At 40.1% G+C, this 25,810-nt stretch carries 28 protein-coding genes; 17 read left to right on the plus strand and 11 right to left on the minus strand.

Annotated elements, in window-relative coordinates; translation table 11 throughout:
• Nucleotides 1-315: 315 nt before the first annotated feature.
• From SULKU_RS06750 to SULKU_RS06800, 11 genes are all read left to right on the plus strand, one after another.
• Entirely contained in the window at nucleotides 316-738 is a 423-nt protein-coding gene (locus SULKU_RS06750; RefSeq protein WP_013460200.1) for a hypothetical protein, read from the plus strand.
• A 467-nt stretch (nucleotides 739-1,205) separates the two neighbouring features.
• Entirely contained in the window at nucleotides 1,206-1,682 is a 477-nt protein-coding gene (locus SULKU_RS06755) for a hypothetical protein (RefSeq protein WP_151174269.1), read from the plus strand.
• Nucleotides 1,682-2,023 (plus strand): hypothetical protein, encoded by a 342-nt coding sequence (locus tag SULKU_RS06760; RefSeq protein WP_013460202.1) that lies wholly within the window; start codon nucleotides 1,682-1,684, stop codon nucleotides 2,021-2,023. The genes SULKU_RS06755 and SULKU_RS06760 overlap by 1 nt, the downstream gene beginning before the upstream one ends.
• Nucleotides 2,024-2,041: 18 nt before the next feature.
• On the plus strand, nucleotides 2,042-2,659 hold the full coding sequence (locus tag SULKU_RS06765; RefSeq protein ID WP_013460203.1) for a hypothetical protein: 618 nt from the start codon (nucleotides 2,042-2,044) through the stop codon (nucleotides 2,657-2,659).
• The gene (locus SULKU_RS06770) at nucleotides 2,660-2,878 is read left to right on the plus strand and encodes a hypothetical protein (RefSeq protein ID WP_013460204.1); all 219 of its coding nucleotides are present in this window, start codon (nucleotides 2,660-2,662) and stop codon (nucleotides 2,876-2,878) included.
• Nucleotides 2,871-3,080 carry a hypothetical protein gene (locus SULKU_RS06775; RefSeq protein ID WP_013460205.1) on the plus strand — a complete coding sequence of 70 codons (210 nt, stop codon included), beginning with the start codon at nucleotides 2,871-2,873 and terminating at the stop codon, nucleotides 3,078-3,080. Before SULKU_RS06770 ends, SULKU_RS06775 begins: the two co-directional genes overlap by 8 nt.
• On the plus strand, nucleotides 3,073-3,438 hold the full coding sequence (locus tag SULKU_RS06780; RefSeq protein ID WP_013460206.1) for a D-Ala-D-Ala carboxypeptidase family metallohydrolase: 366 nt from the start codon (nucleotides 3,073-3,075) through the stop codon (nucleotides 3,436-3,438). The genes SULKU_RS06775 and SULKU_RS06780 overlap by 8 nt, the downstream gene beginning before the upstream one ends.
• A 343-nt stretch (nucleotides 3,439-3,781) precedes the next feature.
• A complete protein-coding gene (locus SULKU_RS06785; RefSeq protein WP_013460207.1) occupies nucleotides 3,782-4,081 on the plus strand; it encodes a hypothetical protein in 300 nt (99 codons plus the stop codon).
• A gap of 20 nt (nucleotides 4,082-4,101) precedes the next feature.
• Nucleotides 4,102-5,349 (plus strand): methyl-accepting chemotaxis protein, encoded by a 1,248-nt coding sequence (locus SULKU_RS15300; protein ID WP_013460208.1) that lies wholly within the window; start codon nucleotides 4,102-4,104, stop codon nucleotides 5,347-5,349.
• 64 nt (nucleotides 5,350-5,413) lie between these two features.
• Nucleotides 5,414-6,610 carry a sensor histidine kinase gene (locus SULKU_RS06795; protein WP_013460209.1) on the plus strand — a complete coding sequence of 399 codons (1,197 nt, stop codon included), beginning with the start codon at nucleotides 5,414-5,416 and terminating at the stop codon, nucleotides 6,608-6,610.
• 154 nt (nucleotides 6,611-6,764) lie between these two features.
• Entirely contained in the window at nucleotides 6,765-7,334 is a 570-nt protein-coding gene (locus SULKU_RS06800; protein WP_013460210.1) for a hypothetical protein, read from the plus strand.
• On the opposite strand, the gene fliG is transcribed toward SULKU_RS06800, so the two are convergent.
• Genes fliG through SULKU_RS06815 form a run of 3 tightly spaced genes read right to left on the minus strand, consistent with a single transcriptional unit; the run spans nucleotide 7,335 to nucleotide 9,998 of the window.
• Complete coding sequence (gene fliG, locus SULKU_RS06805; RefSeq protein ID WP_013460211.1) at nucleotides 7,335-8,360, minus strand: flagellar motor switch protein FliG; 1,026 nt, start codon at nucleotides 8,358-8,360, stop codon at nucleotides 7,335-7,337.
• 25 nt (nucleotides 8,361-8,385) lie between these two features.
• Nucleotides 8,386-9,570, minus strand: coding sequence for a saccharopine dehydrogenase family protein (locus tag SULKU_RS06810; protein WP_013460212.1), 1,185 nt, complete (start codon nucleotides 9,568-9,570; stop codon nucleotides 8,386-8,388).
• A 59-nt stretch (nucleotides 9,571-9,629) separates the two neighbouring features.
• Nucleotides 9,630-9,998: a diacylglycerol kinase gene (locus tag SULKU_RS06815; protein WP_013460213.1), complete on the minus strand. Its 369-nt coding sequence runs from the start codon at nucleotides 9,996-9,998 to the stop codon at nucleotides 9,630-9,632.
• Between the two features lie 192 nt (nucleotides 9,999-10,190).
• On the opposite strand from SULKU_RS06815, the gene SULKU_RS06820 reads away from it, so the two are divergent.
• The 4 genes from SULKU_RS06820 to SULKU_RS06835 all read left to right on the plus strand — a co-directional run bounded on the left by SULKU_RS06820 (nucleotide 10,191) and on the right by SULKU_RS06835 (nucleotide 13,927).
• On the plus strand, nucleotides 10,191-11,006 hold the full coding sequence (locus tag SULKU_RS06820) for a sensor histidine kinase (protein WP_013460214.1): 816 nt from the start codon (nucleotides 10,191-10,193) through the stop codon (nucleotides 11,004-11,006).
• A gap of 2 nt (nucleotides 11,007-11,008) precedes the next feature.
• Nucleotides 11,009-11,815 carry a response regulator transcription factor gene (locus SULKU_RS06825; protein WP_013460215.1) on the plus strand — a complete coding sequence of 269 codons (807 nt, stop codon included), beginning with the start codon at nucleotides 11,009-11,011 and terminating at the stop codon, nucleotides 11,813-11,815.
• A gap of 10 nt (nucleotides 11,816-11,825) precedes the next feature.
• Complete coding sequence (locus tag SULKU_RS06830) at nucleotides 11,826-13,418, plus strand: WD40 repeat domain-containing protein (protein ID WP_041666769.1); 1,593 nt, start codon at nucleotides 11,826-11,828, stop codon at nucleotides 13,416-13,418.
• A gap of 197 nt (nucleotides 13,419-13,615) precedes the next feature.
• Nucleotides 13,616-13,927, plus strand: coding sequence for a hypothetical protein (locus SULKU_RS06835; RefSeq protein ID WP_151174271.1), 312 nt, complete (start codon nucleotides 13,616-13,618; stop codon nucleotides 13,925-13,927).
• A gap of 6 nt (nucleotides 13,928-13,933) precedes the next feature.
• Here the strand turns inward: SULKU_RS06835 and SULKU_RS06840 are convergent, their stop codons facing one another.
• The 5 genes from SULKU_RS06840 to hemH are packed head-to-tail and all read right to left on the minus strand — an operon-like array spanning nucleotide 13,934 to nucleotide 19,346.
• Nucleotides 13,934-15,772, minus strand: a complete 1,839-nt coding sequence (locus tag SULKU_RS06840; RefSeq protein ID WP_013460216.1) for an MFS transporter — start codon at nucleotides 15,770-15,772, stop codon at nucleotides 13,934-13,936.
• A complete protein-coding gene (locus tag SULKU_RS14390) occupies nucleotides 15,772-16,479 on the minus strand; it encodes a DUF695 domain-containing protein (RefSeq protein ID WP_013460217.1) in 708 nt (235 codons plus the stop codon). The genes SULKU_RS06840 and SULKU_RS14390 overlap by 1 nt, the downstream gene beginning before the upstream one ends.
• Before the next feature lie 37 nt (nucleotides 16,480-16,516).
• Entirely contained in the window at nucleotides 16,517-17,755 is a 1,239-nt protein-coding gene (locus SULKU_RS06850) for a hypothetical protein (RefSeq protein ID WP_013460218.1), read from the minus strand.
• A gap of 1 nt (nucleotide 17,756) precedes the next feature.
• On the minus strand, nucleotides 17,757-18,398 hold the full coding sequence (locus tag SULKU_RS06855) for an HAD family hydrolase (protein WP_013460219.1): 642 nt from the start codon (nucleotides 18,396-18,398) through the stop codon (nucleotides 17,757-17,759).
• Nucleotides 18,399-19,346 (minus strand): ferrochelatase, encoded by a 948-nt coding sequence (gene hemH, locus SULKU_RS06860; RefSeq protein ID WP_013460220.1) that lies wholly within the window; start codon nucleotides 19,344-19,346, stop codon nucleotides 18,399-18,401. It abuts the gene before it with no gap.
• Between the two features lie 126 nt (nucleotides 19,347-19,472).
• Here hemH and SULKU_RS14395 point away from each other — a divergent pair, with 126 nt between their 5' ends.
• A complete protein-coding gene (locus tag SULKU_RS14395; RefSeq protein ID WP_013460221.1) occupies nucleotides 19,473-20,267 on the plus strand; it encodes a C40 family peptidase in 795 nt (264 codons plus the stop codon).
• 2 nt (nucleotides 20,268-20,269) lie between these two features.
• Nucleotides 20,270-20,734 (plus strand): hypothetical protein, encoded by a 465-nt coding sequence (locus SULKU_RS06870; RefSeq protein WP_013460222.1) that lies wholly within the window; start codon nucleotides 20,270-20,272, stop codon nucleotides 20,732-20,734.
• A 1-nt stretch (nucleotide 20,735) separates the two neighbouring features.
• Here SULKU_RS06870 and SULKU_RS06875 read toward each other — a convergent pair whose 3' ends face one another.
• The 3 genes from SULKU_RS06875 to glyS form a co-directional block, all read right to left on the minus strand.
• A complete protein-coding gene (locus SULKU_RS06875) occupies nucleotides 20,736-22,421 on the minus strand; it encodes a sensor domain-containing protein (RefSeq protein WP_013460223.1) in 1,686 nt (561 codons plus the stop codon).
• Between the two features lie 143 nt (nucleotides 22,422-22,564).
• A complete protein-coding gene (locus SULKU_RS06880) occupies nucleotides 22,565-23,704 on the minus strand; it encodes an NAD(P)/FAD-dependent oxidoreductase (RefSeq protein ID WP_013460224.1) in 1,140 nt (379 codons plus the stop codon).
• Entirely contained in the window at nucleotides 23,676-25,712 is a 2,037-nt protein-coding gene (gene glyS, locus SULKU_RS06885; RefSeq protein WP_013460225.1) for a glycine--tRNA ligase subunit beta, read from the minus strand. Before glyS ends, SULKU_RS06880 begins: the two co-directional genes overlap by 29 nt.
• Nucleotides 25,713-25,810: the final 98 nt, after the last annotated feature.

Here is a 25,810-nt window from a genome sequence, read left to right on the forward strand (position 1 = left end):
TTTGGTATTAATATTGATATGATTGGCTTGGAGCTTAAATTATAATGTTTCCTTTTTGGTGTTGTTGTGATTGTTCACCATTTAAATTTTATGGTTTATGTGTCTCTGACCCTTATAATGTAAGTCTTGGTTCTTTGATTCGGATTGAAGAATTTTCGTATTATTCGAGTCTGGACGATATGCTTCGCCTTTCTGATTGGTATTATGCTGATTGGGCTGTTGTTCAATCTATTGATTTAACTAAATATGATTTTAGTGCTGTTAATGATCTTTCTTCTCCTTTTATGTATGGTCTTACACGTAGGGTTTATGCAAATGGAATTAGGGAATTTAAATACTATTTCAAAAAGGTTTACTGTGGCTAAAGTTCGTATCCAACTAAAACAAGGTGGTCGCACATACGTTGAGCGTGGAGAGTTTAAAAGCCTCGCCGCAGTTCTTGATTTTTACAACTCTTTGTCAACTGCTCAGGTAACAGAAGTTTGGGGGTTTTCTAGCCCATATACTGACACGACGATTCCGCCAGTGGATGACATGGCTTATTTTCCTATGGTTAAGCTCATTGCACGAAATGAAGAAAGCCAAAAATCGATGCAGGTGGTTGTCCGTAACGTCAAGTTGACAAAAGATAGCACCGATATAGCCCTAAAAATCAAGGAGTGCATGGAGATCGACGGCTTAAATATCGATGCGACAATCGCAACCGTGTTTAAGGAAAGCAAACTAAGCGGCTATTAGGCCGCTCCTCCCCCTCCCCCCACACAAAAAAAGCGACCGACGGGCGCATATTGCGCCATAAGGTCGCGTTCCCCCTCCCCTATAAGATAAATCCCTCTGAGCAGTCAACTATCAGAACTCGGCCTGAACTTTTTTGGTAATGCTTCTTAACATTTTGGTGCTTTCGATATGTTAATCCCGTGCAGGGGGCCGACCTGAGTTAGCTCGACACTTAAAAGCTATTTCGTGGGGCCGATCTCTGACTAACGCAATTCATGAATAACCCCTCGTTCTCAATGACAAAAAAGAAACTCTAAACGTCTTTAATGGTTCTGAGGTAAAAGCCCTGCTTTTATCTTCTCTTTGTCTCCTATCGGCTTTAAAATGCGAATTATGGCTATTTTATTTTTTAAAAATTCAAAGGTATTTGAACTACACCACTTTTTAACCCGCTATTTATCGATATTAATAAATATAAAATTCAAATATTGTTCTTCATTTTAAAATCTTGCAAAACTTTCCCTGTTGAATTTTCATTAGCGGTTTTTATTAGCGGTCATTATTTTGTCGCTTTTGGCTTTGCTTTTGTCTGTATTCAAACATTTTTAAAAAGGATTGTTATGTCTCTTTTGGTTAACACTTGTAAAAAGTCTTATGCTTCAAATGATATCGTTTGCTCGCCTGCTGACTTGTTGGTTATTACTAACCTTATGGAAGGTGTCGTTTCTGTTTTTGATGAAGTTGGTTTGGGCGGAACAGATGTTCCTACTCCTTCGAAAAAACGTGTAATGAAATTTGGAGTTAATCGTAAAGCTGATCGTCTCGGCTGTACTGTTACTCTCAAACATGTTAAACCGGGTAAAAATGAGGTCGATATTTTTGCTCATAAAGCTCTTTTCGATGCGGATTATAAGCACTCTATGTCTGCAACTGGTATTCGTCAAATTTACGGAGGAGAAATCTAATGAAATCTTTGGTTGTTAATCAACTCGGTGATGATACTGTACGTCATTACCTCCCTATGACTGGCGTAAATGCTGTAACGTTTGCAACTGATATTTTCGCGGGGACTTGGAAAGTTTTTGAGGAAACTTCTTCTTTGGGTAGTGATACTGCTGTTGTTAACGCCAATAAGGTTGGCGTTCAGCTTGTTGACTCTGTAGGTCATAAAACTTATTTGCGAATGATCGCAAAAAGCACTATGAGTTCAGACGATATTCGAACGGCTCTTACTGGCCTTACAATCAATGGTGTACTTGTTGACAAAGTAGTATTTGTCGACTTTTCACCTCTTACCTTCGCTTAAGGGCGGGGGTGACCCATTATGCAAACTAGTCTCCAAATTGCTCTTTCTTTTGTTTCTGCTATTATTACCGATGAAATTATCCCCTCTGTTGATCAGCTTTCTACTCAAAACCCTACTATTGACCTTTCTCCCGTAACAACTAGACTCGATGAAATAAGCACAACTCTCGCGGCTATTGATTATACACCTGACACAAATGTGATAGTTGATTTTGTTGTTATAGATTCGGCGGTATCTACTATTGATTTTTCGGGTATTGATTTGAATGCTGACGGTGGAATTTATGAAATTGATTTACAAATTGTTAGCGGAAATTCATTAGGTGGAAAAATTTATGCTTTCGCGAACGGTTTAACGACATTATCTCTTTATGGCTCAAGCGAGGGTGCGGGAACTCCGACTATTATGATTGTTAATAATGTTTCAGGTCTTAAGATTTCTGGTTTTGCGAAACTTTCTTTGGTTGGCGGAATAATGACATATCTCGGTATGAATCAGTATGCTTCGAATCAATATCATTCTGTATCAATGCAAAAGCTTGCTGCAGTTGATAATATTACTAAGTTGACTTTTACGGCTTCTAACGCTTCTCTTTTTGGTGTTGGTTCCCGAATTATCATTAGAAAGGTTGGCTAAATGGAAATCTCTTTTTCTCAATCCCCTATTCAATTTTCTTCTTCTGAATTGGATAAAGTAAATCTTTCTGAACAACTTTCAAATGCACTTGATTTTTTGAATCGAACCGATCATAAAGTACTTCCTGATTATGAACCATCATCAGATGAGTATATTTTAGAAATTGCTCAACAACGTATCGAAGCTAGACGTTTTATTAGAGAGAATAAAAATGTCTGAAAATGAAAAATGCCAAAACTGCAATTACACTCTAAGCGATGAGCAATTAGAAAAAATTGCAACCCTTGTTTCTCAAAAGCTAAAACAGAGTTTTTATCTCCGTGTAGGTGAGGGCGTTGTAAATTACTTTATCGTTATTGCATCGGCCATTGGCGGTGCTGTATATTTGTATCTAAAATCAAAAGGTCTTATAAATGAGTAAATGGAAATATTTTAAAAAAGATGAATTTACTTGCAAGTGTGGTTGTGGTCTTAACAATATTAGCGATGCTCTTCTTGATAAACTTGACGAAGCTCGCGATATTTCGGGAGTTCCTTTTTCAATTAATGCGGGTACTCGATGTAAAAAACACAATTCTGATCCAAATGTTAAAGGCGAACCTGATAGCGCACATCTTTACGGTTATGCGGCGGATATCTCTGCTAAGACCTCTCAGCAGAAGTTTGCTATTATATCTTCTCTTTTAAAAGTAGGTTTCGTTCGTATTGGCGTTTATGATACATTTATTCATGCTGACATCGACCCTAAAAAACCTCAAAATGTTGTTTGGGATGATTAATTTCATCCCTTAAGCATAATTCTTTCTTCTTAACATTTAATTCTATTTATAAAGTTCTTTTAATTTTTCTTTATTTATAATTCTGAATTTTCATGTTTGATATTGTATCAAGCTCAAATCTTCTGGATAACTCAATATATATTATATTTAAAATGTCAGCTATACAGTAACCCGTATATATCACTAAAATATCTAATATGTCTATGGTGTAAAAATAATGTTTTTAAAAAAAATGCTTTATTAGAAAAAAAAATAACCGTAAAATCACCTGGGAGAGTTACGATTTTATTTGTACATCACATTTATATCGAATTTGTATTCGGTATAAAATTAAAGGATTAACATGAACAATCTCTCCATTAAAGCAAAGTTGCTTATCATCCCTCTTCTACTCGTTTGTGTGTTTGGCGCAACGTATTTATTTTACGCTAGCTCTAATACTGCTGCACAAAATGCACTTAATCGCGCTAGCGAAGCAAAAGCAGTTGAAAGCGATTTTTTGAAAACAAGAATATCGATTTACCAGTTTCTTAGAAAACCGGATAACACTACATTGGATAAAGTACACTCCAATATCGAAGATAATAAAAAGAAAATCACAGAGCTAAAATCTCTGCTCTCGTTGGAAGAGCTAACCGTATAAAATGCGACGAAGCTATCGCTTTGGCTGAAAAATACGGTAATGATTTTGACAAAATCGCACCGCAAATGATGAAAGCGGATGTCAATGAACGCAATAACGTCGATTTAAGTTCACTGGTCGCGACAAGCGGAGAATTCCAAACAAAGCTAGAAGATATTGCCGACAGTGCTTCCTCACTGAGTAAAAGCAAGTTCGAATCGGTCGGAACCAATCTGGCGGTAAGTTTTATCATCGCACTTATTGTTGTCATCTTAATTAGCTATATAGTGTTGGTTCAAATACAAGATTCGATCAAACTGCTGGATAGCAATATCAAAAATTTCGTCGATACAAAAGATTTGACTATCCGATTGACATACAACAAAAAAGATGAAATCAAAGTGATTATCAACAACTTCAATACGCTTCTGGAAACGTTGGAATATACGATCAAAGAGGCAAAATATGCGGCCGATGAAAATGCTACGGTTTCAAGCGAACTGAGCAGTACGAGTTTGCAAATCGGCAAAAACGCAGAAAGCAGCATGTCTATTGTCGATAATACAATTCATGAAATCAACGATATTAAAGATTTTATCCAATCGACGGTAGCTTTATCCGAATCAACCAAAGAGAGTATCCAAGCAGCCGGCGGCAGATTGAATCACATGTTAAACGATATACAGCAGCTAAAACAAGATGTCAGTTCGGCAAGCGAATCGGAAACGGCAATGGCGCTAAAACTGGAAGCAATGAGCACCGAAGCCGCTCAAATCAAAATGATTTTGGTTGTCATCAGCGATATAGCTGACCAAACCAATCTATTGGCACTCAACGCAGCGATTGAAGCGGCACGTGCGGGTGAACATGGACGCGGTTTCGCGGTCGTTGCAGACGAAGTACGCAAACTTGCCGAGCGGACTCAAAAAAGTTTGACGGAAATCAATGCTACGATCAACGTTATCGTACAGTCGATTAACGATTCCTCTGAGCAGATGGGTGTGAACGCCAAAAACATCGAACGGCTTGTGAAAATATCCGAGACAGTAGAAACAGTTGTTGTTGAAACGGTAGATGTAATGAAACAATCCATTACCAATGTTGCTGAAAATGCTGATAATTCATTACAAATTGCCAGTGATTCAGAAAAAATAGTGAAATCAGTTTCCAGAATCAATGATTTGACCACACAGAATGCAAGAAGTGTTGAAGAGATTGCAGGTGCTGCCGAACATTTGTCCGGATTAACCTATAACTTAAAAACAAAGCTGGATCAGTTTAAATCATAAAATGCAATTTAACTAAATGAATGTTTGATAGTACATAGCAACCAAGAAAGGAAATAGTAGCAATATGATAGTTTTGACAGAACAGGATAATATTGCCTATGCATGTATGAATTCTATCGGAAATTCACTGGTTCTTGAGGATATGCTGACCGATGTTATTTCAACATTCATTTCCCATACTGAGGCACTGGGCGGAAAATACATTTTATCCCACCCTCTTCCCAAGAGTATTGTCAGCATAGAAAATGATTTTGATATACCCGATAATTTGAGTCATGAAACCGAAAAATATATGATTTATCCGGTAGAGCCCAATCGATCCGTTCTGGATATTCCGATTGGAGACGAACATTTTCTTTTTGCTTTTGAAAAAGGTATCGATGTCGATACATACGGAACGATATTCGCATCTTTTAAGACCAAACTTGCCATTGCTATTGAAGCATGCCGGAGTGTCGCACGCTTGCATGAGATTAACAGTGCTTCTAATCGTCAAATACTTGAGGCTGGAAGCAAACAAGAAGCAACTGAACAAATGCTGATGACCCAATCAAGAATGGCGATTATGGGAGAGATAATCGGAATGATAGCCCACCAATGGCGTCAACCCATTAGCGTTATCGGAATGATTGCGAATAATGCTATTCTAACAATGATGACATTTGCTGAGATAAATCAGCAGCAACTCTTACGCGATTTAAACATTATCGACCAACAAATCCATGATCTCTCTTCCATTATCGACGATTTTCATAATTTTTTTCGCCCTGCCAAAATTCCGCAAACCGTCACATTACATGAAATATCCAATGGTTTAATCACTGTACTTGGAATAACCTACAAAAATATCGGTATTAATTTATCCTTTGAGTGTGATGAGAATATCTGTTTTGTCACCTATAAAAATGAGTTGATGGAGGTTTTTTTAAATATTTTGGCCAATGCCAAAGAAGCTTTTGAAGAACGTCGCGTTTCAAATCCGTTTATACGCTTCAAATCTTTTCATAATAGTGAGATGATCTGCTTTACTATCCAGGACAATGCCGGAGGGATTGATAAAGATATTATCGATAAAATTTTTGATCCCTATTTTTCCACTAAAAAGGAAAAAAACGGTACAGGACTCGGATTATACATCTCTGCCGTTGTTATTGAAAAACATTTGAACGGTTCCATCCGTGCCAGCTGCAATGAAAACGGATCTGTTTTTTCCATTTCGATTCCGATAAATCAGGCCACCGATACAGCCTATGGCTCCTAATGTACTCAATAGAAATCATCAATTAATTAGCTTACATTGCTTAATCCTATGCAATATAATTTTGCAACGAATTTATAAGATTAAACCGCTATTATTCGTCACATAATATTGCGGTGATTATTTACTGCATACTTTTTAGATTTAGTGATAATATATGACATATTCCAGCGACGCTAAGACCGATAAAACGTACGAAACTTTGCTTGATGAAGTTATTGATAAAGCACGGCGCAAAGGTGCAAAAATCAGTTCATGGTCACAATCCCCGAATAAAAAAATTGTTATTCATGTTCCGGGCAAGCTACCGATTTATTATTTAAGTATGGATGCCGCCGCAGACAGCCTTATCCATCAATATAAGTTAATATCCGATTATCGGCATCTCTATAAAAATGTAGCAGATAAGGGGAATACATCATTCAATACAAATGAATCCCACAATGATCAAAAAGATATTCTTCTTACACAAGCCATTTATGCGTGCGACGCTGTTGTGCAAAATATGGATAACGAACTCAGCGGATCAACAAAAAGAAAACTGCATGATACGATGGACAAAATCATTTCCGAACAAAATCTTGATCATGCTGAATTTTTTCTTCTTCAAACTGCTTTGCTGGAACATTATCGAGACAAAGTCAATAAATCATCTTCTACACAAAAAGCGAAGCAGCTTCAATTATTTACCCGATTTTTAGAAGAAGTAAGTCACTCGGATATGTGATTACTCAAGCATCTCTTCAGATTCGCCGATTTGTATAACACCCTGATCGGCCAGGGACTGAACGGCATCGACGATTTTACGCTGCGCGGCTTCGACCTCTTTCATCTTAACGGCACCCAGGAACTGAAGTTCCTCGATAAAAGCGTCTTTCGCACGTTGGGACATATTGGCGTAAAACTTCTCTTTGAGCTCTTCGGCGGCATTTTTAAGGGCCAGCATAAGATCGTTTTTATCCACCGCTTTAAGAATCTCTCGGATGCTGTTATTATCCAAATTAACCATGTCTTCGAACGTAAACATCATCTCTTTGATCGATGCGGCCAGTTCCTGATCGAGTTGTTCGATTTGTGTGAGGGTCGCTTTGGACGCTTTCGCCCCCAAACGGTTGAAGACATCCGCCACGGCGCGAGGTCCTCCCACTTCGACTTTGTAGCTTGCAAGGGATTCGAGTTTCGATTCCAGGACGGCACTGACCCGCTTAATAATGGCCGGTGTAATATCTCCGAGTTTTGCCATACGCATCGCCACTTCGGCCCGTAAATCATCCGGGAAGATATAAAGGGTCTCCGCGGCTCCGGAAGGCTCCATATGTGCCAAAATCAACGCAATCGTCTGCGGATGTTCGTTCATAATAAAGTCGGCAAGCTGCTGCGGTTTGATTTTAGAGAGATAGGCAAAGTTCTGAGCGCCCTGCATACTTTTGCTCAGACGTTCCAGAACTTTTCGGGCTTCCTCCGGCCCTAGCGCTTTGTAAAGGATTTCACGCGCGTAATCCAAACCTCCGGTATTGAGGTATTGGTTTGACTGGATAATGGCATAAAACTCTTCCAAAACCGCGGCACCGATACTTTTTTCAACCGAACGGTTAGATGCAATGTATTTGGAGATTTCGGTAATCGCGTCAACATTCATACGCGAAAAAATGGTGGCAGTGACGTCTTCACCCAGCTGTAAAAGTAAAATAGAGACTTTTTCAGCCATTCCCATTTCATCGAAATACTGCTGTTGACTTTGATTTAAATTCAAAGTGAAACCCCGAGAAGTGTTGCTTTTAGCACTCCATCTCGATTACGTTCCAAGGCAGACCTTGGGTATTCATCTCATCCATAAACGGATCCGGATCGAGCTGCTCCATATTAAATACCCCTTGTCCATTCCAGATTCCCTGAACCATCAGCTTTGCGCCGATGACGGCAGGAACACCCGTAGTGTATGAAACACCTTGCGATTTAACCTCGGCATAGCACTCTTCGTGATCTTTTACCTGATAAATATAAATTTTTCGTTTCTTACCGTCTTTGAGACCTTCGGCGACGATACCGATATTGGTCTTCCCTTTTGTACGCGGTCCAAGTGACGCCGGATCAGGAAGGAGGGTTTTCAAAAACTCGATCGGAACGATTTTCATCCCTTGGTGTTCCACCGGTTCGATTCCAAGCATCCCGACATTTTCAAGGCATTTCATATGGGTCAGATAGCTTTGTCCGAACGTCATGAAAAAGCGGATACGTTTAAGCCCTTTAATATGCTTGACAAGTGATTCCATCTCTTCATGATACAAAAGATAACTGTCTTTCGGCCCTACTTCGGGATAATCCCATACTTGCATAATTTCCATCGGTGCCGTTTCGATCCACTTTCCATCTTCCCAGTAGCGCCCTTTGGCACTTACTTCGCGAAGGTTGATCTCCGGATTGAAATTGGTTGCAAACGGATAGCCGTGATCACCTGCGTTACAGTCAAGAATATCGATAGTATGGATTTCGTCGAAATAGTGTTTTTGTGCATATGCACAGAAAACATTGGTTGCCCCGGGATCGAATCCGCTTCCGAGCAGCCCCATAATCCCCGCTTCTTTAAATGCGGCATCTCTTTCCCATTGAAGTTTATACTCAAACTTCGCTTCATCCGGATGCTCATAGTTAGCCGTGTCGAGGTAAGGGGTTTTGGTAGCGATACACGCATCCATGATAGCAAGGTCTTGGTATGGAAGAGCAACGTTAATGAGAATTGCCGGATTGTATTTATTGATTAGCGCAATTACTTCTTCCGTATTGTCGGCATCTACCGTTGTAATTTCAAGTGAACCTGCAGGAAGTTCACTTTGTATCTCTTCGCAGCGTCCGATAGAACGGCTTGCCAAAATGATACGATCAAAAATGTGGTTATTCATGACACATTTATGTGCCACTACACGCCCTACTCCGCCGGCGCCGATAATAAGTGCTGTTGCCATAGCAAAACCCCTGTTAAAAATATTATATAAATTATACGCAAAAATCTCTTACGAAAACGTTACAGATAAAAAGCCGCATAAAGGGTAAGTCCCCAAATAAACGCCAACATGGTTAAAGAGAGAAATACCAATGCCGCACCGGCGTCTTTTGCCCTCTTTGCAAGTTCATGATGATCAAACGTCACTAAATCAACCGTACGTTCAACGGCACTGTTGATAATCTCAGCAATCGGAGGAATAAAAAGAGAGACAGAAAGTATCGCCTTATACACGAATCCTATCGGAAGACTCCAAGCGACAATCATACCGAATACGAATAATACTATCTGAAGTCGAAAAGATTTTTCATTTTTTGTTACTTCAAGCAAACCGGTCAATGCATAACGGGTATTTTTAAAAAGTGTATATTCAGGCTTGTTGAGTGCCATAACTCTCCTTCAAATGAATGAACGCATTATACACGATGTGCGGTTCACTATCCATAGAGCGCGAATAGATCTTTCAAAAATAAATTACACATATATAAATATAAATATTTAAATTTTGCAACACATTTGCAACACTAAATCGTGATAATGAAGCATCAGATCGAATTTTTAAATTTTAGATAAGGATTGGATATGAAAAACTGCTTACAAAATCTATCCATACAGAGTCTTAACAGCGATTTAATAGAAAAAATCGAAGAAGAAATTGAAAAAAATCGACAAAAAGACTATCTCCTCTTTCATCAAGCCAAACTCGCTTCGATGGAAGAAATGATCGAAAATATTGCCCATCAATGGCGCCAACCCCTTAATATCGTTTCCATGCTCTTTCAAAAAGTTTACAGGCTTCATAAAAACGGTCTGCTTGATAATGACACCATGTCCGACGCTCTAAATCAGGCTATGGCTACCATAAGCCAGATGTCAAAGACGATTGATGATTTTCGTATACATTTCGAGCCGAATAAAGAAAAAGTATCCTACAGTTTGTACAGTGTCATTGAAAATATCATTGCTCTTCTAAAAGAAAGTCTTAAATTTGTAAATATCTCGTTAGATATATCCGCACAGAAAGATATAGAGCTTTTTGGTTTCCCCGATGACCTTAAACAGGTATTGCTGCATCTGATTAATAATGCCAAAGAAACAATTATCTTCAACAACGTCTCCAACGGAACGATCATTATTGAAATTACCCCATCAGCTGATAAAAGTGAAGTCATGATCCGGATATATGATAACGGAGGAGGAATAAATACTCAGTATTTAGACAAAATCTTTGAGCCCTACTTTACGACCAAACACAAATCCCAAGGGACAGGAATCAGTTTGTATATGTCCAAACGGATCGTAGAAGAACGATTGTGCGGAAGTATAGCCGCAGGCAACAATGAGAAAGGTGCATTTTTCACAATTCTTATCCCTACACATACTAATAGCAAAGGCTGACAATGGAAAATCATATCGCATTAATGAAAAAACTTCATGTTCTGTTTGTAGATGATGAGTGGCTTATTCGTGAAATGGTTTCTGATATGCTCAGTGATACGGTTGGTCACGTTTCTCTCGCATCGAACGGACAAGAAGGGCTTGATTTTTATATGAATTCGCTTCGTCCTGTCGATATCGTTATTGCGGATCAAACTATGCCGGTTATGCTGGGACTTGATATGCTGGAAAAAATAAAAGCATATAATCCATCCCAAAAATGCATTATGATTACTGCCCATTCTGAGACAAAGTATTTGCTTCGTGCCATCGAAATCGGAATCGAGCACTTCATCATTAAACCGATTGTTTTCGATCAGCTTGATAATATTTTGAATTCACTCGCACTTAAAATCGAACATGAATCTTTGCAAAAAGAGCAAGAAAAGCTTTATCAGCGTGAACAATTACGGTATGTTTACAACAAGTCACTTGAATCTCTGGTCAATAATATTCCCCTCCCCTCCATGATTATTGACCAGAATGATCATATCATCACATGTAACAGTGAAATTTTTACTATTCTTGCCTGTACGGAGCATTATAAAAAACTGATTGATAAAAAGCTCAATATCAAAGATCTTTTAAGTACCGATGCTCTCATCAAAAGTGATTTAGCTTTTTGTGACTGGAAAGATGAGTGTGTATTAATAGACTTAGACCCGTATTTCAATATTGAAAAAACTATCTATTCGGTAAAAATCAAACGAATAATTTCTGACGATAATACGCGGTTTTATCTCCTTTGCTTAATAGAACTTCTGAATTAAGAAGTGTATTATGATTAAAATAACCCAGTCTTTTCACGTAAAAGCAAGTGTTATCGCCATACATTCCGATGAGAGCACAATATTTTTTACCGATGTTAACGGTAACCTTCATTCAATATGCAAAACACAATGGAGCCGAACCGAAGAACCGCTGATTTTTGACTCATCTCCGCCCCTGCACAGATTTCAAAAAGGCTCATGTTTTAGTCAAAACGGCCATGTCGCCTACAGTGTAAAAGAAAATAAAAAGAATTGTGCCATATGCATGAAGCTTCCCGTTAAAGGTGATTCAGACGTAGGTTATTGCGATATGAATGAAAAGGATGACGAGACGATTATCAGATTATTCGGACATGATCAGCGTGCGGAAGTTATGACCTTTTGCGGTGAAAAAGGGCAATATATTCTTACCGGAGGTACGGATGGCAAGGTCTATATGTACAGTACTAAAACCGGTAGAGTTATCATGTCTCTAAAACCGAAACCGGACTATATTTCCCATATTACAGTAGATCAAAAAGGGGGGAATTTAGCCTACTCCGCCTATGATAAATCATTAATAGTTTTAAATATACGTCATCAAAAAGAGCGTTTAAACACCTTCGTAGATGATGCGATTGAAGACTCATTTTTTTATAATGATTCCAAATCATTGTATGCAATCGGTCGTGAGGGGAATTCCTATATTTATGATTTTAAAACAAATGAAATATCGAAAAAATCACTTTTCTCTTCCTGGCCTAACTGCTGTGTAGCCGATTCGAGCGGGCGATTTGCCATTGTAGGCGGGCGAAACGGGATGATATATATTGTAAAACTTGCAGATAATTCACTGTTTTCTTCATTTAAGCTCGATCAAAAAGGGATCAGTTCATTGCATGTTGAAGATTCATTATTGTTTATTGGATTTGAAAACGGATGGATGTATGTAATAGATATGTATGCATTCATAGATGATTTTTCTCAAGCGCTGACCGTTGAAAATTTTAAAACCGCTAAAAAATACTTGGATAGTAACCTGTTTTTAGCAATTCATCCGATGTCAGAAATGTTCCAAGAAGCGTGGGAATATATGCTTAAAGAGATTATCAATCAATTTTCGACAGGTAATGCCGCTTCGGCGTTAGAATTTGCAACCCCATTTTTATCGGATGAGAATAATAAGAAGGAATTTGATTTTTTACTTCAAAAACAGAAAGATTTTGAAAAATTTGCCATCTTGGTTCAAAATAAAGAGTTTTTTGATGCGTTTAGTATGCTGGAACAAGCCCCCTATCTTCAAAAAACGGACAGTGCACGTAAGCTGGAACACTACTTTGCCAAAAGTTTCACGGAAGCCAAAAAACTGCTTTCGGCCGATCCAATGCATAACCTTTTAAAAGTGCAAGAGATTCTTAAACCTTTTTGCGTCGTCCCTGAGAAAAAAGAGATGATCCATTCGCTGCAAAAAAACTATGAAATCTATCTTAGAGCAGACAACCTCATTAAAAATAAACAATTCAGAGAATATTTTGCCCTTGTATCCAAGTTTGAGTTTTTAAAATCCGAAGAGGTTTATAAAAGGGGGTATGCGCTCTTGCAGAAGCTTCTATCCAAAAGCTGAAAAAGCTGATTCATGAAGGGAAATATAATGATGCCATAGTAGGCATCAAACAAGTTATGATTTTCCTTCCGTATAAAGATCAACTCATAGAATTGACGAAAGAAACTTATATCCGGCAAAAGCTATTGGAAGTGATCAAAAAGGACGATAGATATTCCGTATATGAAATTGTTGCATCCAATCCTATACTTGAATCTATGCCTGAATTTATTGTATATGATGAAATGTTCGACGAGGTGCTCTCTAATGCGATGCTATCGGTTGCCAAGGGGCAAATCAAACGGGTGAAACAGATTTTGTCCCCTTATGCAGAGATCCCAATATTCAAGCTTAAAATCAAAGAATGCGTTCGTCAGGCAACTTTTAATAAGCTCTCCATTCTTCTTGCCGAAAACTATTTTGAGTCGGCTAAAAGAATAGCTGATTTTTACATCAACGAATTTGGAAAAGATAATGAATATGAGGATTTGCTCAAACAATACGGATTGCAGAACATTAACTCGTGTTGACCGCCTTTATTCAGACGTGTGAGTGCCGTAATGTTCTTTCAAATGGATAATCGATTCATACACGATGTGCGGCTCGCTATCCATACTCAGCGGTTCACCGTAAATAACGCGGATGTTTCTACGAAACAAAGAGCGTAAAGGGGTATGACGTCTTGGGGCACGTGAAAAAATGCTTCCGTAAATACCGCATATATAGAAGGGGATGATGACCCCATTCAAATCGCTTGAAATCTTTTTATACCCGGGCATAAATGTCCCCATCTCACCGTTTCGACTGATGGTACCTTCGGGAAAAAGGCCTATGATCTCACCATTTTGAAGTCGATTACGTGCATGTCGAAACGATTCTTTAGCCCCTTTTGCAGAAATGGGAATCACTTCTCCGAGTTCCATAATGGGACGTATCAGAGGTTTTTCGTATATGGATCGCTCCATCAGATAACGGATACGCCGCTCAACACCCACCTGCACTAAAATCCAATCGAGCCAGCTGATGTGGTTTCCCATCAATAAAACCGCTTTATCTTTTGGAATATTATGGGTTTGCATCGGAATAATGTTATAGCGCAACGCCAAAAGGCGTTCAAAAATAAACCACACAAAATAATCTTTGTAACGTACGAGCGTCCAAAATGTAAGGAGTGCGGATACGGCCAGCATCGCATACAAGAGCATTAATCCATCCCACCCCGCATATGCGAAAAGGGTCGTTAATACCAAAAAGAGAGTCATAAAAATATTTTGTATCCAGTTGTTCCCCGCCAATATATACGCGATATGGGCACGGGGAGTTTGAGAAAGAATCAGGGCATTGAGAGAGACGATCATCATCGAGCCTCCGATCCCGAATCCGAAGAAGATAAGTCCGATAAGAACAAGATTATGGGTCAGCGGTAAAAGAATGAGCATTACGGTGATTTTAAACGCTCCGGCAACAATTAGCCCCTTGTGAAGATAATGGCGTGACAGTCGGGCGGCAATGATCGAGCCGGTAATGATGCCGAATGCCGCTAGCGCCATAAGCCCCTGCACGACAATGGTATTCTGAACCCCTAAGGTCGATTTCGCATAAGCGCCGAATGCCGCCAAAATGACCTGTGAGATCGACCAAAATAACGAGAGAAAAAGTATGGCGTCAAAAATCTCTCTTTTACGTCGTAGCAGCATCCAGTTTTTACGCAGGGAATAACCGCTTAGATATTTTTTAATATTAAACGGAATCGAGCTGTTTTTTCCTTTTTGCGGGAGCGTCAGTGTTAATAAAAACTCGATGATACTTCCGATAACCAGCAGCCACCCAAGCGGTGCAATTTGATGCAAGATTTCCGATTCGTTGTTGTATCGGCCGGTCAGAGAATTTTCAAACATTACGGTGTACCCGATAATACCGGAGAGTATGGCTACCGTTGTGACCGATTGAACTAAAGCGTTCAGTGCGCTAAACTCTTTTTCATCCGCGATTTCTTTGATATAGCCGTATTTGGCAGGAGAATAGATGGCCGCCTGCACCGCTAACATCAATGTCAGGGCAAATGACGTCCAAAACCATCCCTGATAATAGCTGTAGGTGATCAGCAAGGTAATGAATACGGCCGACAATGCGCCGTATCGCATGACATTCACTTTTGAAAACCGGTGAGATATATATCCTGAGGGGGTAAAGAGAAAAACAAACGGGAGCAGTATAAGGGCGTTTAGAACAGCGGTATAGATGATTTGGGTCTGATCGTCATAAATTTTGAAAACGGTATTTTGAATAATGATTTTATGCCCGAGGTCGGTAAAGGCATTAAGAAAAAGTGCCAGAGCATAGGGGATTACCCCCTTAATTTTGGTGATGCTCATTATCCCAGCACCGTGCTCCATCCCTCATAATAGCCGTGTTCCTGCATTGCCGATTCATACAGGGATGTGGTTGTCTCTTCAATGATTGCAGGCATTATCGCTTCTGTTTTGATCAGAACGACCCCGTAAGCGTAATCACTCTCATCGTCATTGACATATTCTTTTACCTCAAAACCGTGTGACGAAAGCTGCGATACGGTACGCTCCATTGAGCTTTTGGTTTGGAAAAAGAGATAGTGTTCTACTTCTCTGGGGATAGTCAAATCATCTCCCGCTTCAACAAGTGCGGCAATGGTATGACGGTTTTGGATACTGAGCAAGCCGTATGCATCAGGATAGAGATTGTCATTGTACATCTCCCACTTCGAATCTCTGGATGATCCGCGCTCATACACATATCCGCCGTGACGGTTCATCACATCAGAACTGATGTTTTCAAACCGTTTGGCGTGCGGAGCGTAGAAATAAAATTCCGCCCATCCCTCTTTCATTACTCTGCCCGCGAATACGGCGTCCAATGAGCCGCTTAAGGTACTGATAAGATCTGTCGTGAACGCTTCCAAAGCATCAGTGAGGGTGTCGGCTTTGACAAAAAGCCATAACAGCCAGGGACGTTCTTCTTGGGGAGACTCTTCGAGAAGATCCAATTCCACATCACAGCGATAGGGAATATTTTCGTCATCGAGCAGTTCATAAAATTCTATCATGGAGTAAAGACCTTATTTTTTTGCCATTATAAAGTCTTTATTCTTGGTTTTCTCCCAAATAGCTTCTGTGAAGTTTGACTTTACTTGCTAATTCTTGGACACTTCTGGCTTCTATCATTGGAGAACTATCCCTCTCATGCGAACCCTGTTTTTGGAGTGTTTGCGTCAAAAGCTGGATTTGTGCGGTCGCTTCAGCGGCTACTTGTTCCAAACTTTGGCGGACTGCACGGTATTCTTGATGTTCATACGATTCAAGCGTTACGATAAGTTCACTCAGTTTACCTTTGGCATGGACAAATTCTTTATGGAGCGTTTCGGCAGAATCAAAAAGGTGTGAAAGCGGTTTGAGTGAATCGGAGAGCTCTTTGGCATGAAGGGTCATCTCTTTCATCTGTTTGGAGGATAGAACCATTTGCTGCATAATCAGTTCGCTTTGTTCCCGTGAACCCTGAAGCAAGGCATCATTTTCAAGCAATGAGGTAACGATGGATTCACTTTTCGCCCCGAGTGACTGAAGATGATGGGAAAAATCCTGAACGATGCGGTCCAGCTCTTTATGCAATACCGCAATGGTATGGTCCGGAAGCTGATGATGGCTCATATGTATCAGAAGTTCACGAATCTCATTTAACTGAGTATGTACCTCTTTTTGCTCATCACTGCTGGACCGGGCCACATTTTTCAGCTGCAAAAAGTGATCTTGTTCCGCAACTCGAAGCATATCGATGTGGCGGTGCACGACATTATCCAGACTCGGAAGTTCCGTAAACGTAAACTCTTCAAATTTCCCCATGGCATTTTGCTGTTGCGCTAAAAGGGATTCGATTTTTTTGATAAAAAGCTTTTGATTCTCTTGAATAACATTAAGTGCGTCAAATTCCTCTTTAAACACATGCCGTATCTGATCGTGTGTCGACCCCTCCATTTGAGTGATGAGATCAAGACGTTCTTTCAGTGATGTCAATAAAGCGACTTCTTCACTGATTTGACTGATCCGCAATCGATCTTCATGGGAGTTGATGACCGAAACCGTTTGATTCATAACACTCATAATAGCTGAGAGTAGGATTCCGACGCTTACGGATAAGAGTGATTCTTTGATTATGGTTATTTCAATAGAACCGCTGAGGATAAAATGCAATAATCCTCCGATAAAGCCTAAAGCCAATACCATAGGGGTATAATTGATTTTACTCGGGTCTTTGTAAACGGCGGTATGACGCAAAAATAAAAGTGACATGGCTAAAATTACGAGTAACAAATCCAGACTGATCATACTAACCCTTTTTATTGATAATATCCAAAAGTGATTCAGGTGTAGAGGCATAGTAATCCCCTGCCCCATGAGAACTGAACCCCCATCCCGCGAAAATCCCTTTGACTCCTGCCCGAGCGGCCGCTTCCATGTCTTTGGAGTTATCACCGATCATCCAAGCACTATCCGTACCTGAACGATAATTATAGTGTTTTAAATGGTGGTTGAGCATTTGCGGATGAGGTTTGGGTTCTTCAACATCATTGGCACCGAGTATCAGCTGAAAGAAATCATCCATTTTTAAATGATTCAGCATCCGTTTTGCAAATTGACTCGGGGCATTGGTGGCAACTCCCAGAATGATATTACTTTTATGCAAAGTAGATAAAAGATCACAAATTCCTTCATAGGGAGCAACATTTTGTATGCATTGATCATAATAGTGTTCTTCAAAAAGATCGCGCGCTTTTTGCTCGTAAACACTCTGAGAATAAAAAATTTCAGACAAATTTCGAACGGGGGCATTGATTGCATCAATGACATTCTGTACACTGAGGGGTTCTAGCTGATAACACTCAGCTCGGACATGATTTATTGAGAGTGTAATATCCAATCCAGAATCGATCAGCGTTCCATCCATATCGAAGAGAACAATCTGTTTCATTTATCTCATTTTCTCGTAGATTTCTTTGAGAGTCTGGACAAACAGCGGATGATCGTTCGGGCATCGACATACGCGATACGACTCATACCCTAAATCATGGGCAACTTCCGCATATTCGACGGAGAGCTCGAAATCGGTTTCAGAGTTGTCGATCGTAAATGCGATCGGGACAATAATGACCCGTTTATTGGATAGTTCATGTAAAGTAGTCTCGAGAGAAGGTTCCAGCCATTTCATCGGCCCAACTTTGGACTGATAGGCCAAATGGACAGCGTTAAAGCAAAGACCGGCCTCTTTCATCATATTTTCCATAATATCCACATGAGCAATGACATGACGCTGATACGGGTCACCCTGATCGACGATTTTTTGCGGCAAGCCGTGTGCCGAGAATATGACATCAAACGATTCGGCATTATCATCACCCAACGCCTCGATGATTCGTTCAATTAGACATCGGTTGTAAGTTTGGGATGAAAAGAAGTGTTTAATTTCATGTGTTATGACATTCCATCCTATTGCGTGTGCAGATGCTTCGAAATCATCCAATGAAGATTGGGTTGTCGTAGAGGAATATTGCGGATATAACGGAATGAGATAAACTTTTTCAATCCCCTGTTCTTTTAGACGGATACATACCTCATTGGCCATAGGCGGAGTATATCGCATCACAAAATCAACAATAACCTCATTTCCGACAGCCTCCTGAAAACGTTTAGCTAAAGCTATCGTAAGAGTTACCAGAGGAGATTTTCCTCCGATTTGCCGATATATTTCTTGCGATTTCTCTGTACGTGTCAGGGTGATCATTCCCGCGATAAAACGGCGCAAAAGAGGGCTCTTCGTACGTATGATGTAGGGGTCATTGAACATGTTATGCAAAAACATCTCAACTTCATCCAAATTATTGGGGCCGCCCATATTCAATAATACAATCGCTTCTCTCATTAATGCTTATTATCCGTTCGTTTTTGGAGAAAGTGTACCATAACATAGTGTTAAATCTAAATATTATAAAAAAAACTAAAGCTTTTTGATCTATAATGACTATAGTGCAGAAAAGAAGGAGGGTTAATGCCGATAAGAAGTACAGTGTTATCACTGGTTTTACTGAGTATTGTCGTACAAGCGGATTCATCAAGGCGTGAGCCGTCTCTCTTCTTAGAATACGAGCGCGAATTGAAAAAAATTAATGATATTTTAAAAGATGATGACACCTCCTTTAATCAGTCATCTTCTACATTCTCCAAAACAAAAGCTGCTCCGCAGCCTGATCCGGCTGTAAAGTCTATCGCTATGGCTGAAACTACTGTTTTAAAAAATACCAAAATCGATCCCGACACAATAGGCAAAGAGGCTAATCCTTTTTTAGTCGTACCAAAACCGGCACCTATTGTCTCATCAACCCTTTGCGATGTCTCCAAACCTGCGGAAACACCTAAAACTACACCTCAGAAAATCATCAAAAATTTAAAAAATGCTAAAGAAAAATTGCTCTCGCGTGCCAAAGGTTTTTTAGGAACACCTTATGGTTTCGGAGACAAAGACAGCGGACGTACCGATTGTTCAGGATTTACGCAGCAAGTTTACCAGCAGTTTGGAATTTCATTGCCGCACAGTGCAATGGAACAGGCACAATTTGGAGAAAATGTCAATCCTGATGACTTGCAAATCGGTGATCTTCTTTTTTATAGGACGTATAAGTCTGATCCGTCTCATGTCGCTATCTATGCCGGTAACGGCCAAATTATTCATGCCTCCTATACCGCACGTAAAGTGCAATACGATTCAATAGAAAAAGGGTACTATAAAGACCGTTTTATGTATGCCAGACGTATTGCCTTGAACGACCCTGATCATGATGAGTAATTATGTCGACTATTTATTCTACATTGGACAAACACTGGCTTTGGAAAGAGATATACACAAAACTCGATATCTCTTCGCCTGCCTATCAATACTGGAATAATACACGTCACATTAAACTTAACCGTTATATATTTCTCGAAAAACATACACTTCCCATCAAATATGCCCATATCGAAGAAGATTTGACAGATCTCTCCGGCTATTTACCCACCCAATATGCCGCAACACAGCTAGGGATCGACAGCCATATTTTCGCCTACAAAAAAATGCGTCTGTATAGTCAATTCGAGTATAAATTTGTCAATGATATTAAATTTGTCAATCTAAAACGGTTTTTTCTAGAGAACGGAATTAAAATCGGTAAAAAAAGTTATATCCATCTGGCACGCCTGGATGAGCTTATCATTACAGCCAACTCACGCTTTTACCGAATTGACGACAATTACGGAGTGGTTGTCTACGACTAAATTATAAAAGTGACGGAAGGATCGGCTTTCCAAACAGATAGCCTTGAAAATACTCGCATCCCATCAATACAAGCTTTTGATACTGTTCTTCTGTTTCAACCCCCTCGGCGATTACTTCAAAGCCAAACTTTTGCCCGATTGAAATTATGGTTTCGACGATGATGACATCATTACGATTCGTGGTTAATTCCCTAATAAAGGATTGATCGATTTTAAGCTCATCGATAGGAAGTTGTTTTAGATAAGATAAGGATGAATACCCTGTTCCGAAATCATCTATAGAAAGAGAAATCCCTAAAACTTTTAGTTGACGGATTTTATGTAAAGCTTCCTCTGTATTTTTTATCAATAGACTCTCTGTCAATTCAAGTCTAAGTCTATTAGCAGCAGTAGGATATTCCTGTAAAATAGATTCCATAAGCGATACAAAGTCATCTTTTTCAAATTGTTTGTAGCTGACATTGACCGAGATACGCCAATCTTTTTTGACCGGATCATCTTCCCAAATTTTTAACTGTTTTACCGCTTCTCGCATGATCCATTCACCCAAGGGGATAATCAAACCGCTCTCTTCTGCCAGGGGGATAAATTCTCCCGGGGAAATCATCCCGTGTTCAGGGTCATTCCAGCGCAGCAGCGCTTCTACACCGACTACATGCTGATGGCGATTGACCAAAATTTGATTTTGATAATGCAGTGCCATAAAATTGTTTTCAATTGCTTTTCGCAGCCGATCGAGCATACAGGCTCTATCTTCCATCATCTTTTGAAGAAGCGGATCAAAAAAACGAAACGTATTTCGTCCGCTTGTTTTTGCATTGTGCATAGCACTGTCAGCATATTTCAATAAATCATCAATGGAGTGCTCTAAATCCGTAAACATTGCAATACCGATACTGGCCGATGTTCTAAAGTCGAAATCATCAATATAGAAAGGCTTTTCCAATTCGGCAAGGATTTTTTCGGCTACAAATTGCGCATCGGCTGTTGCCTGAATTTTGTCGTCCTTGTTGGTATTGATCAATACAACAAATTCATCGCCTCCGAATCGGGCAACGGTATCGCATTGCCGAACAATATTAAATATGCGTTTTGCCGTTTCCACCAATATTTGGTCACCGACACTATGGCCTTTTGTATTATTGATCGTTTTGAAATGATCCAAATCAATAAATAAGATGGCTGCATAATGTTTGCTTCTGTAAGTATGATGAATCATATTGCTTAAATGGACCGTAAATAATAAACGATTCGGCAAATTCGTCAAGGTATCGTAGTGTGTTAGATTTTTCAAATCTAATTCCAGTTTTTTTTGATCCGTAATATCGATACCGATTTGAACTTTTGCCAATTGTCCGTTTTTCCATCGTATTATCCGGTCATTGTAGAGGTAATAACGGCCGTTGCGCGTATTTTGATTTTCCCACTCAAAATAGGTTCCCACCGGAAGCGAAAGAGGATCTATAGGCTGCTGTTGCATCGGACAAAAATCACAAGGGACATTTTGTCCGTTCTGTAATACGCTATAGCATGCTTTCCCCTCTATATCACCGAATAAACTTTTGCATTGCTTATTCGCATACAAAATTTCATAGCTACTCAAATCGATAACATAGACCAAAGCTCCCGTATTGTTTACAATGGCTTCCATCGGCTCAAAATAATCAATTGAAGGTAAATTATTCATAATCTACCGCCCTTATTATAAAAATAAAGGAATATTATACTAATAAAATCTCACAAAAATGTCAATAAATAATGCAAACAAACATAAAATATTATATTATAAATAAATATTATTAAACATTATTTTATATAAATAAGACTAAATTATTTTCTTTTAGCCCATCTTTGGAAAAAACGTGAAGGCGAAAGTAAAGGATTTAGGGAAGAATCCGTAGTTAGATGCTCTTGAAGCCTTTTTGATAAATACGGGGCGAGTACGAAACCGTATCCCCCCGATCCGTTGACCATCGTTAAATTCGGATAGTAGACGAATTCACGCGGATTAATTTTTTCGCCGTGGCGCAGATGAGGAAACTTTTCCAGTGTTGCCTCGGCATCTACAAGATTTCCCAACATTGGGAGATAATCATTTGATCCTGAACGCAATCCCATGTAGTCATTGAGAATATTTATATTATTTAATTTTAATGTTTTAGAAGCTTTTTCCAAAAGTAGAGCTCTCCCCTGCTCTACATCGTAAGGCTCTAGCAAAAACGGAGAATAATGGACATCATGGGTTGCTCCGATTGCGACAATCCCCTCTTTGGTCGTAGGAGAGATCGAGACATGATGGTGCAGGATACACGGAATATGCGTTGATGTTTCTATATCGATACGATGACCCCAGATGCCGCGTAAACCGACATAATCGATCGGTAACAGCTTCGGATAGGCTCCGATTGCGAGGACAAGGTGCTTTGATCTTAGTTTACCTACCTCCCATAATCCGTCTGCATGGGTAAGTTGTTCAACTCTCATCGGATAAAAATCGACTCCCTCCGCCATGGCGTGACATACTCCCTGTGCGTCAACGACGGCGCCCATGTCAAAATAAATCGACGCCGAATGTAATGCTTCATCGCTTAAAAGGGTTTGTATTTTATGGGGGATGTTGGAGTGTTTTAAATGGGATTCTCGTTTGAAGGATTCGACTTTTTCACCCTCTTTCGGGCTATTGGCGATATGAAGAAGCGGTTTTACGAGGGTAAACTGCGGAAAATGGGACGTATAAAAGGCCAATGCTTCAACATGAGCCTCGGACATTATCTCTTTGAGCTCTCCGGCTTTGGAGATTTTCGGAGAAATAAACGCCCCTGCCGCACCGCTGCCGCCGGAAGCGATACCGCCCTGATCGATCAGAGCGACGTTCAGCCCTGCTTGTGCAAGGGAATAAGCACTACAGCAGCCATTTATCCCCGCACCGATGATGATGACATCATAAGGTGATATTTTTGATGTCGGCAATCGAATAAATCTCTGCGTAGATCATACCGACCAACGCTTTGCGGTTGGCACGGACACTTAAATCTTCGGCATTGACCATGACATTGTCGAAGAAGGTATCCAAAGGCGCTTTAAGTGCGAACAATGCATCCAAACGCTCTTCCAGTGTTTCGTAGCTTTTAGAGATAGCCGAAACTGCGGCGGAGTATAGATTACGCTCCGCATCGTTTTCAAACAATGTTCCGTTAACCTTGAACCCTTTATCCATCGCTTCGTCTTTAAGGATATTGCTGACCCGCTTAAAGGTAGAGAACGCTTCGACGAACGAATCGGATGAAGCGATAGTGTTGACTGCCCGGATTTTACGATCGATTTCGAGAATATCGAGTTCTACATTCGCATCTTTGGCAACAACCGCTTGGATGATCGACGGATTGACACCGACATAAGCTCCCGCAAGACGTTCGATGACAAATGTCTCAACGTTCTTTTTATACTCTTTCCCTTGCGGATAGATAGATACAAGCTGATCAATCAATGTTGAAAAATTAAGCGGAATTTGGTGCGTTACGGCAATTTTGATAATCCCGTTGACGGCACGGCGAAGTGCAAACGGATCGCGTGAACCGGTCGGAATCTCACCGATACTGAACATACCGATCAGCGTATCGACTTTCATAGACATAGCAACGATCGCACTGAGCATCGTACTCGGCAATGCGCTCTCTTCCCCAGTAGGGAGATATTGCTCTTTGATAGCTGTTGCGACATCCGCATTTTCACCGAGCGCCAATGCATAATAATACCCCATAAGCCCCTGAAGCTCGGTAAACTCATACACCATCTCGCTCATCAGATCGGCTTTTGCCAGATCCATTGCACGATCCAAATGTGCAGGATTAATATTATCATATATGAGATTGGCGATAGTGGATGCAACCACTTTTTCACGCTTGATTTTTTCCGCCAATGTTCCCAAGCCGTTCATAAAGACGACTTTTTCGAGTCCCGCGGTACTGAGCCCTTTTTTTAGATCGTTTCGATAGAAGAAAAGTGCATCGGAAAGACGCGGACGCAGAACCCGTTCATTCCCTTCGATTACTTTGGAGAAATCATCGGTGAGTGCATTGGAAACAACAACAAACGCATTGATCAGTTTCCCCTCTTTGAATACGGGAAAGTAGCGCTGATGCTCTTTCATAGATGTAATGATAACTTCCGGTGGAAGCTCAAGGAAACTCTCATCAAAACTACCTAAAAGCGGTGTCGGATGTTCGGTAATCGCAACGACTTCATTCAAAAGATCTTCATCGACTTCGATACTAATACCGTTTTCTTTTTCTAGTTGTGCAAAATTGGCTAAAATCGACTCGCGGCGGCTTTGCGGATACAGATCGACGGAACCCTCTTTGAGAAGATCGAAATAGTGATGGATAGAGTTTACTTTCTTCGCTTCGAAATGGCTGATACGGTGAACGTACGTCTCAGAAGCGGAGCGGACGCCGAAAAGCTCCATATCGACCAGTTCTTCCCCTAGCGTAACGTTTACCCAGCGGATCGGACGGATAAAACTCTCATGGTTCGAACCCCAACGCATCGATTTTCCAAAGCTCAAGCTTTTAATCCATTGGTCAATCATTTCACCCAAGATTTCAATACTTGAGCGTCCCGGAATATTTTGGCTGAAATAAAGTACCTCTTTACCGCCCTTTTCGGCACGGGAGAGCTGATTGAACTCCACGCCGCATTTTTTGGCAAACCCTAATGCGGCAGGTGTAGGAGTACCGTCTTTAATGGCAATATCGACCGGTGCCCCGTAAAACTCTTCTATACGGTCGTCCTGACGCGTTTTAAATTCACGGTGCCACAATACCAAACGACGCGGCGTATAGTAAAACTCAAACTCTCCGAGAAGTGCGTTTTTTTCGAGTACCGCGACCCATTTTTTTTCTATATCCGCAAGTTCTTTGAGCAGAGGAACAGCCGGCAGTTCTTCGACACCGATCTCAATCAAAAGTGGTTTTAACATAATCATTTATCCGTTAATCATTTTTAAAGTCCGATTTTACCGCTTAGATGGTTAAAAAATGCTGTTGAATGACCGTTGCTTTGGAAAAAATTAATTCA

The organism is Sulfuricurvum kujiense DSM 16994 (assembly GCF_000183725.1).
Taxonomy (GTDB): Bacteria; Campylobacterota; Campylobacteria; order Campylobacterales; family Sulfurimonadaceae; genus Sulfuricurvum; species Sulfuricurvum kujiense.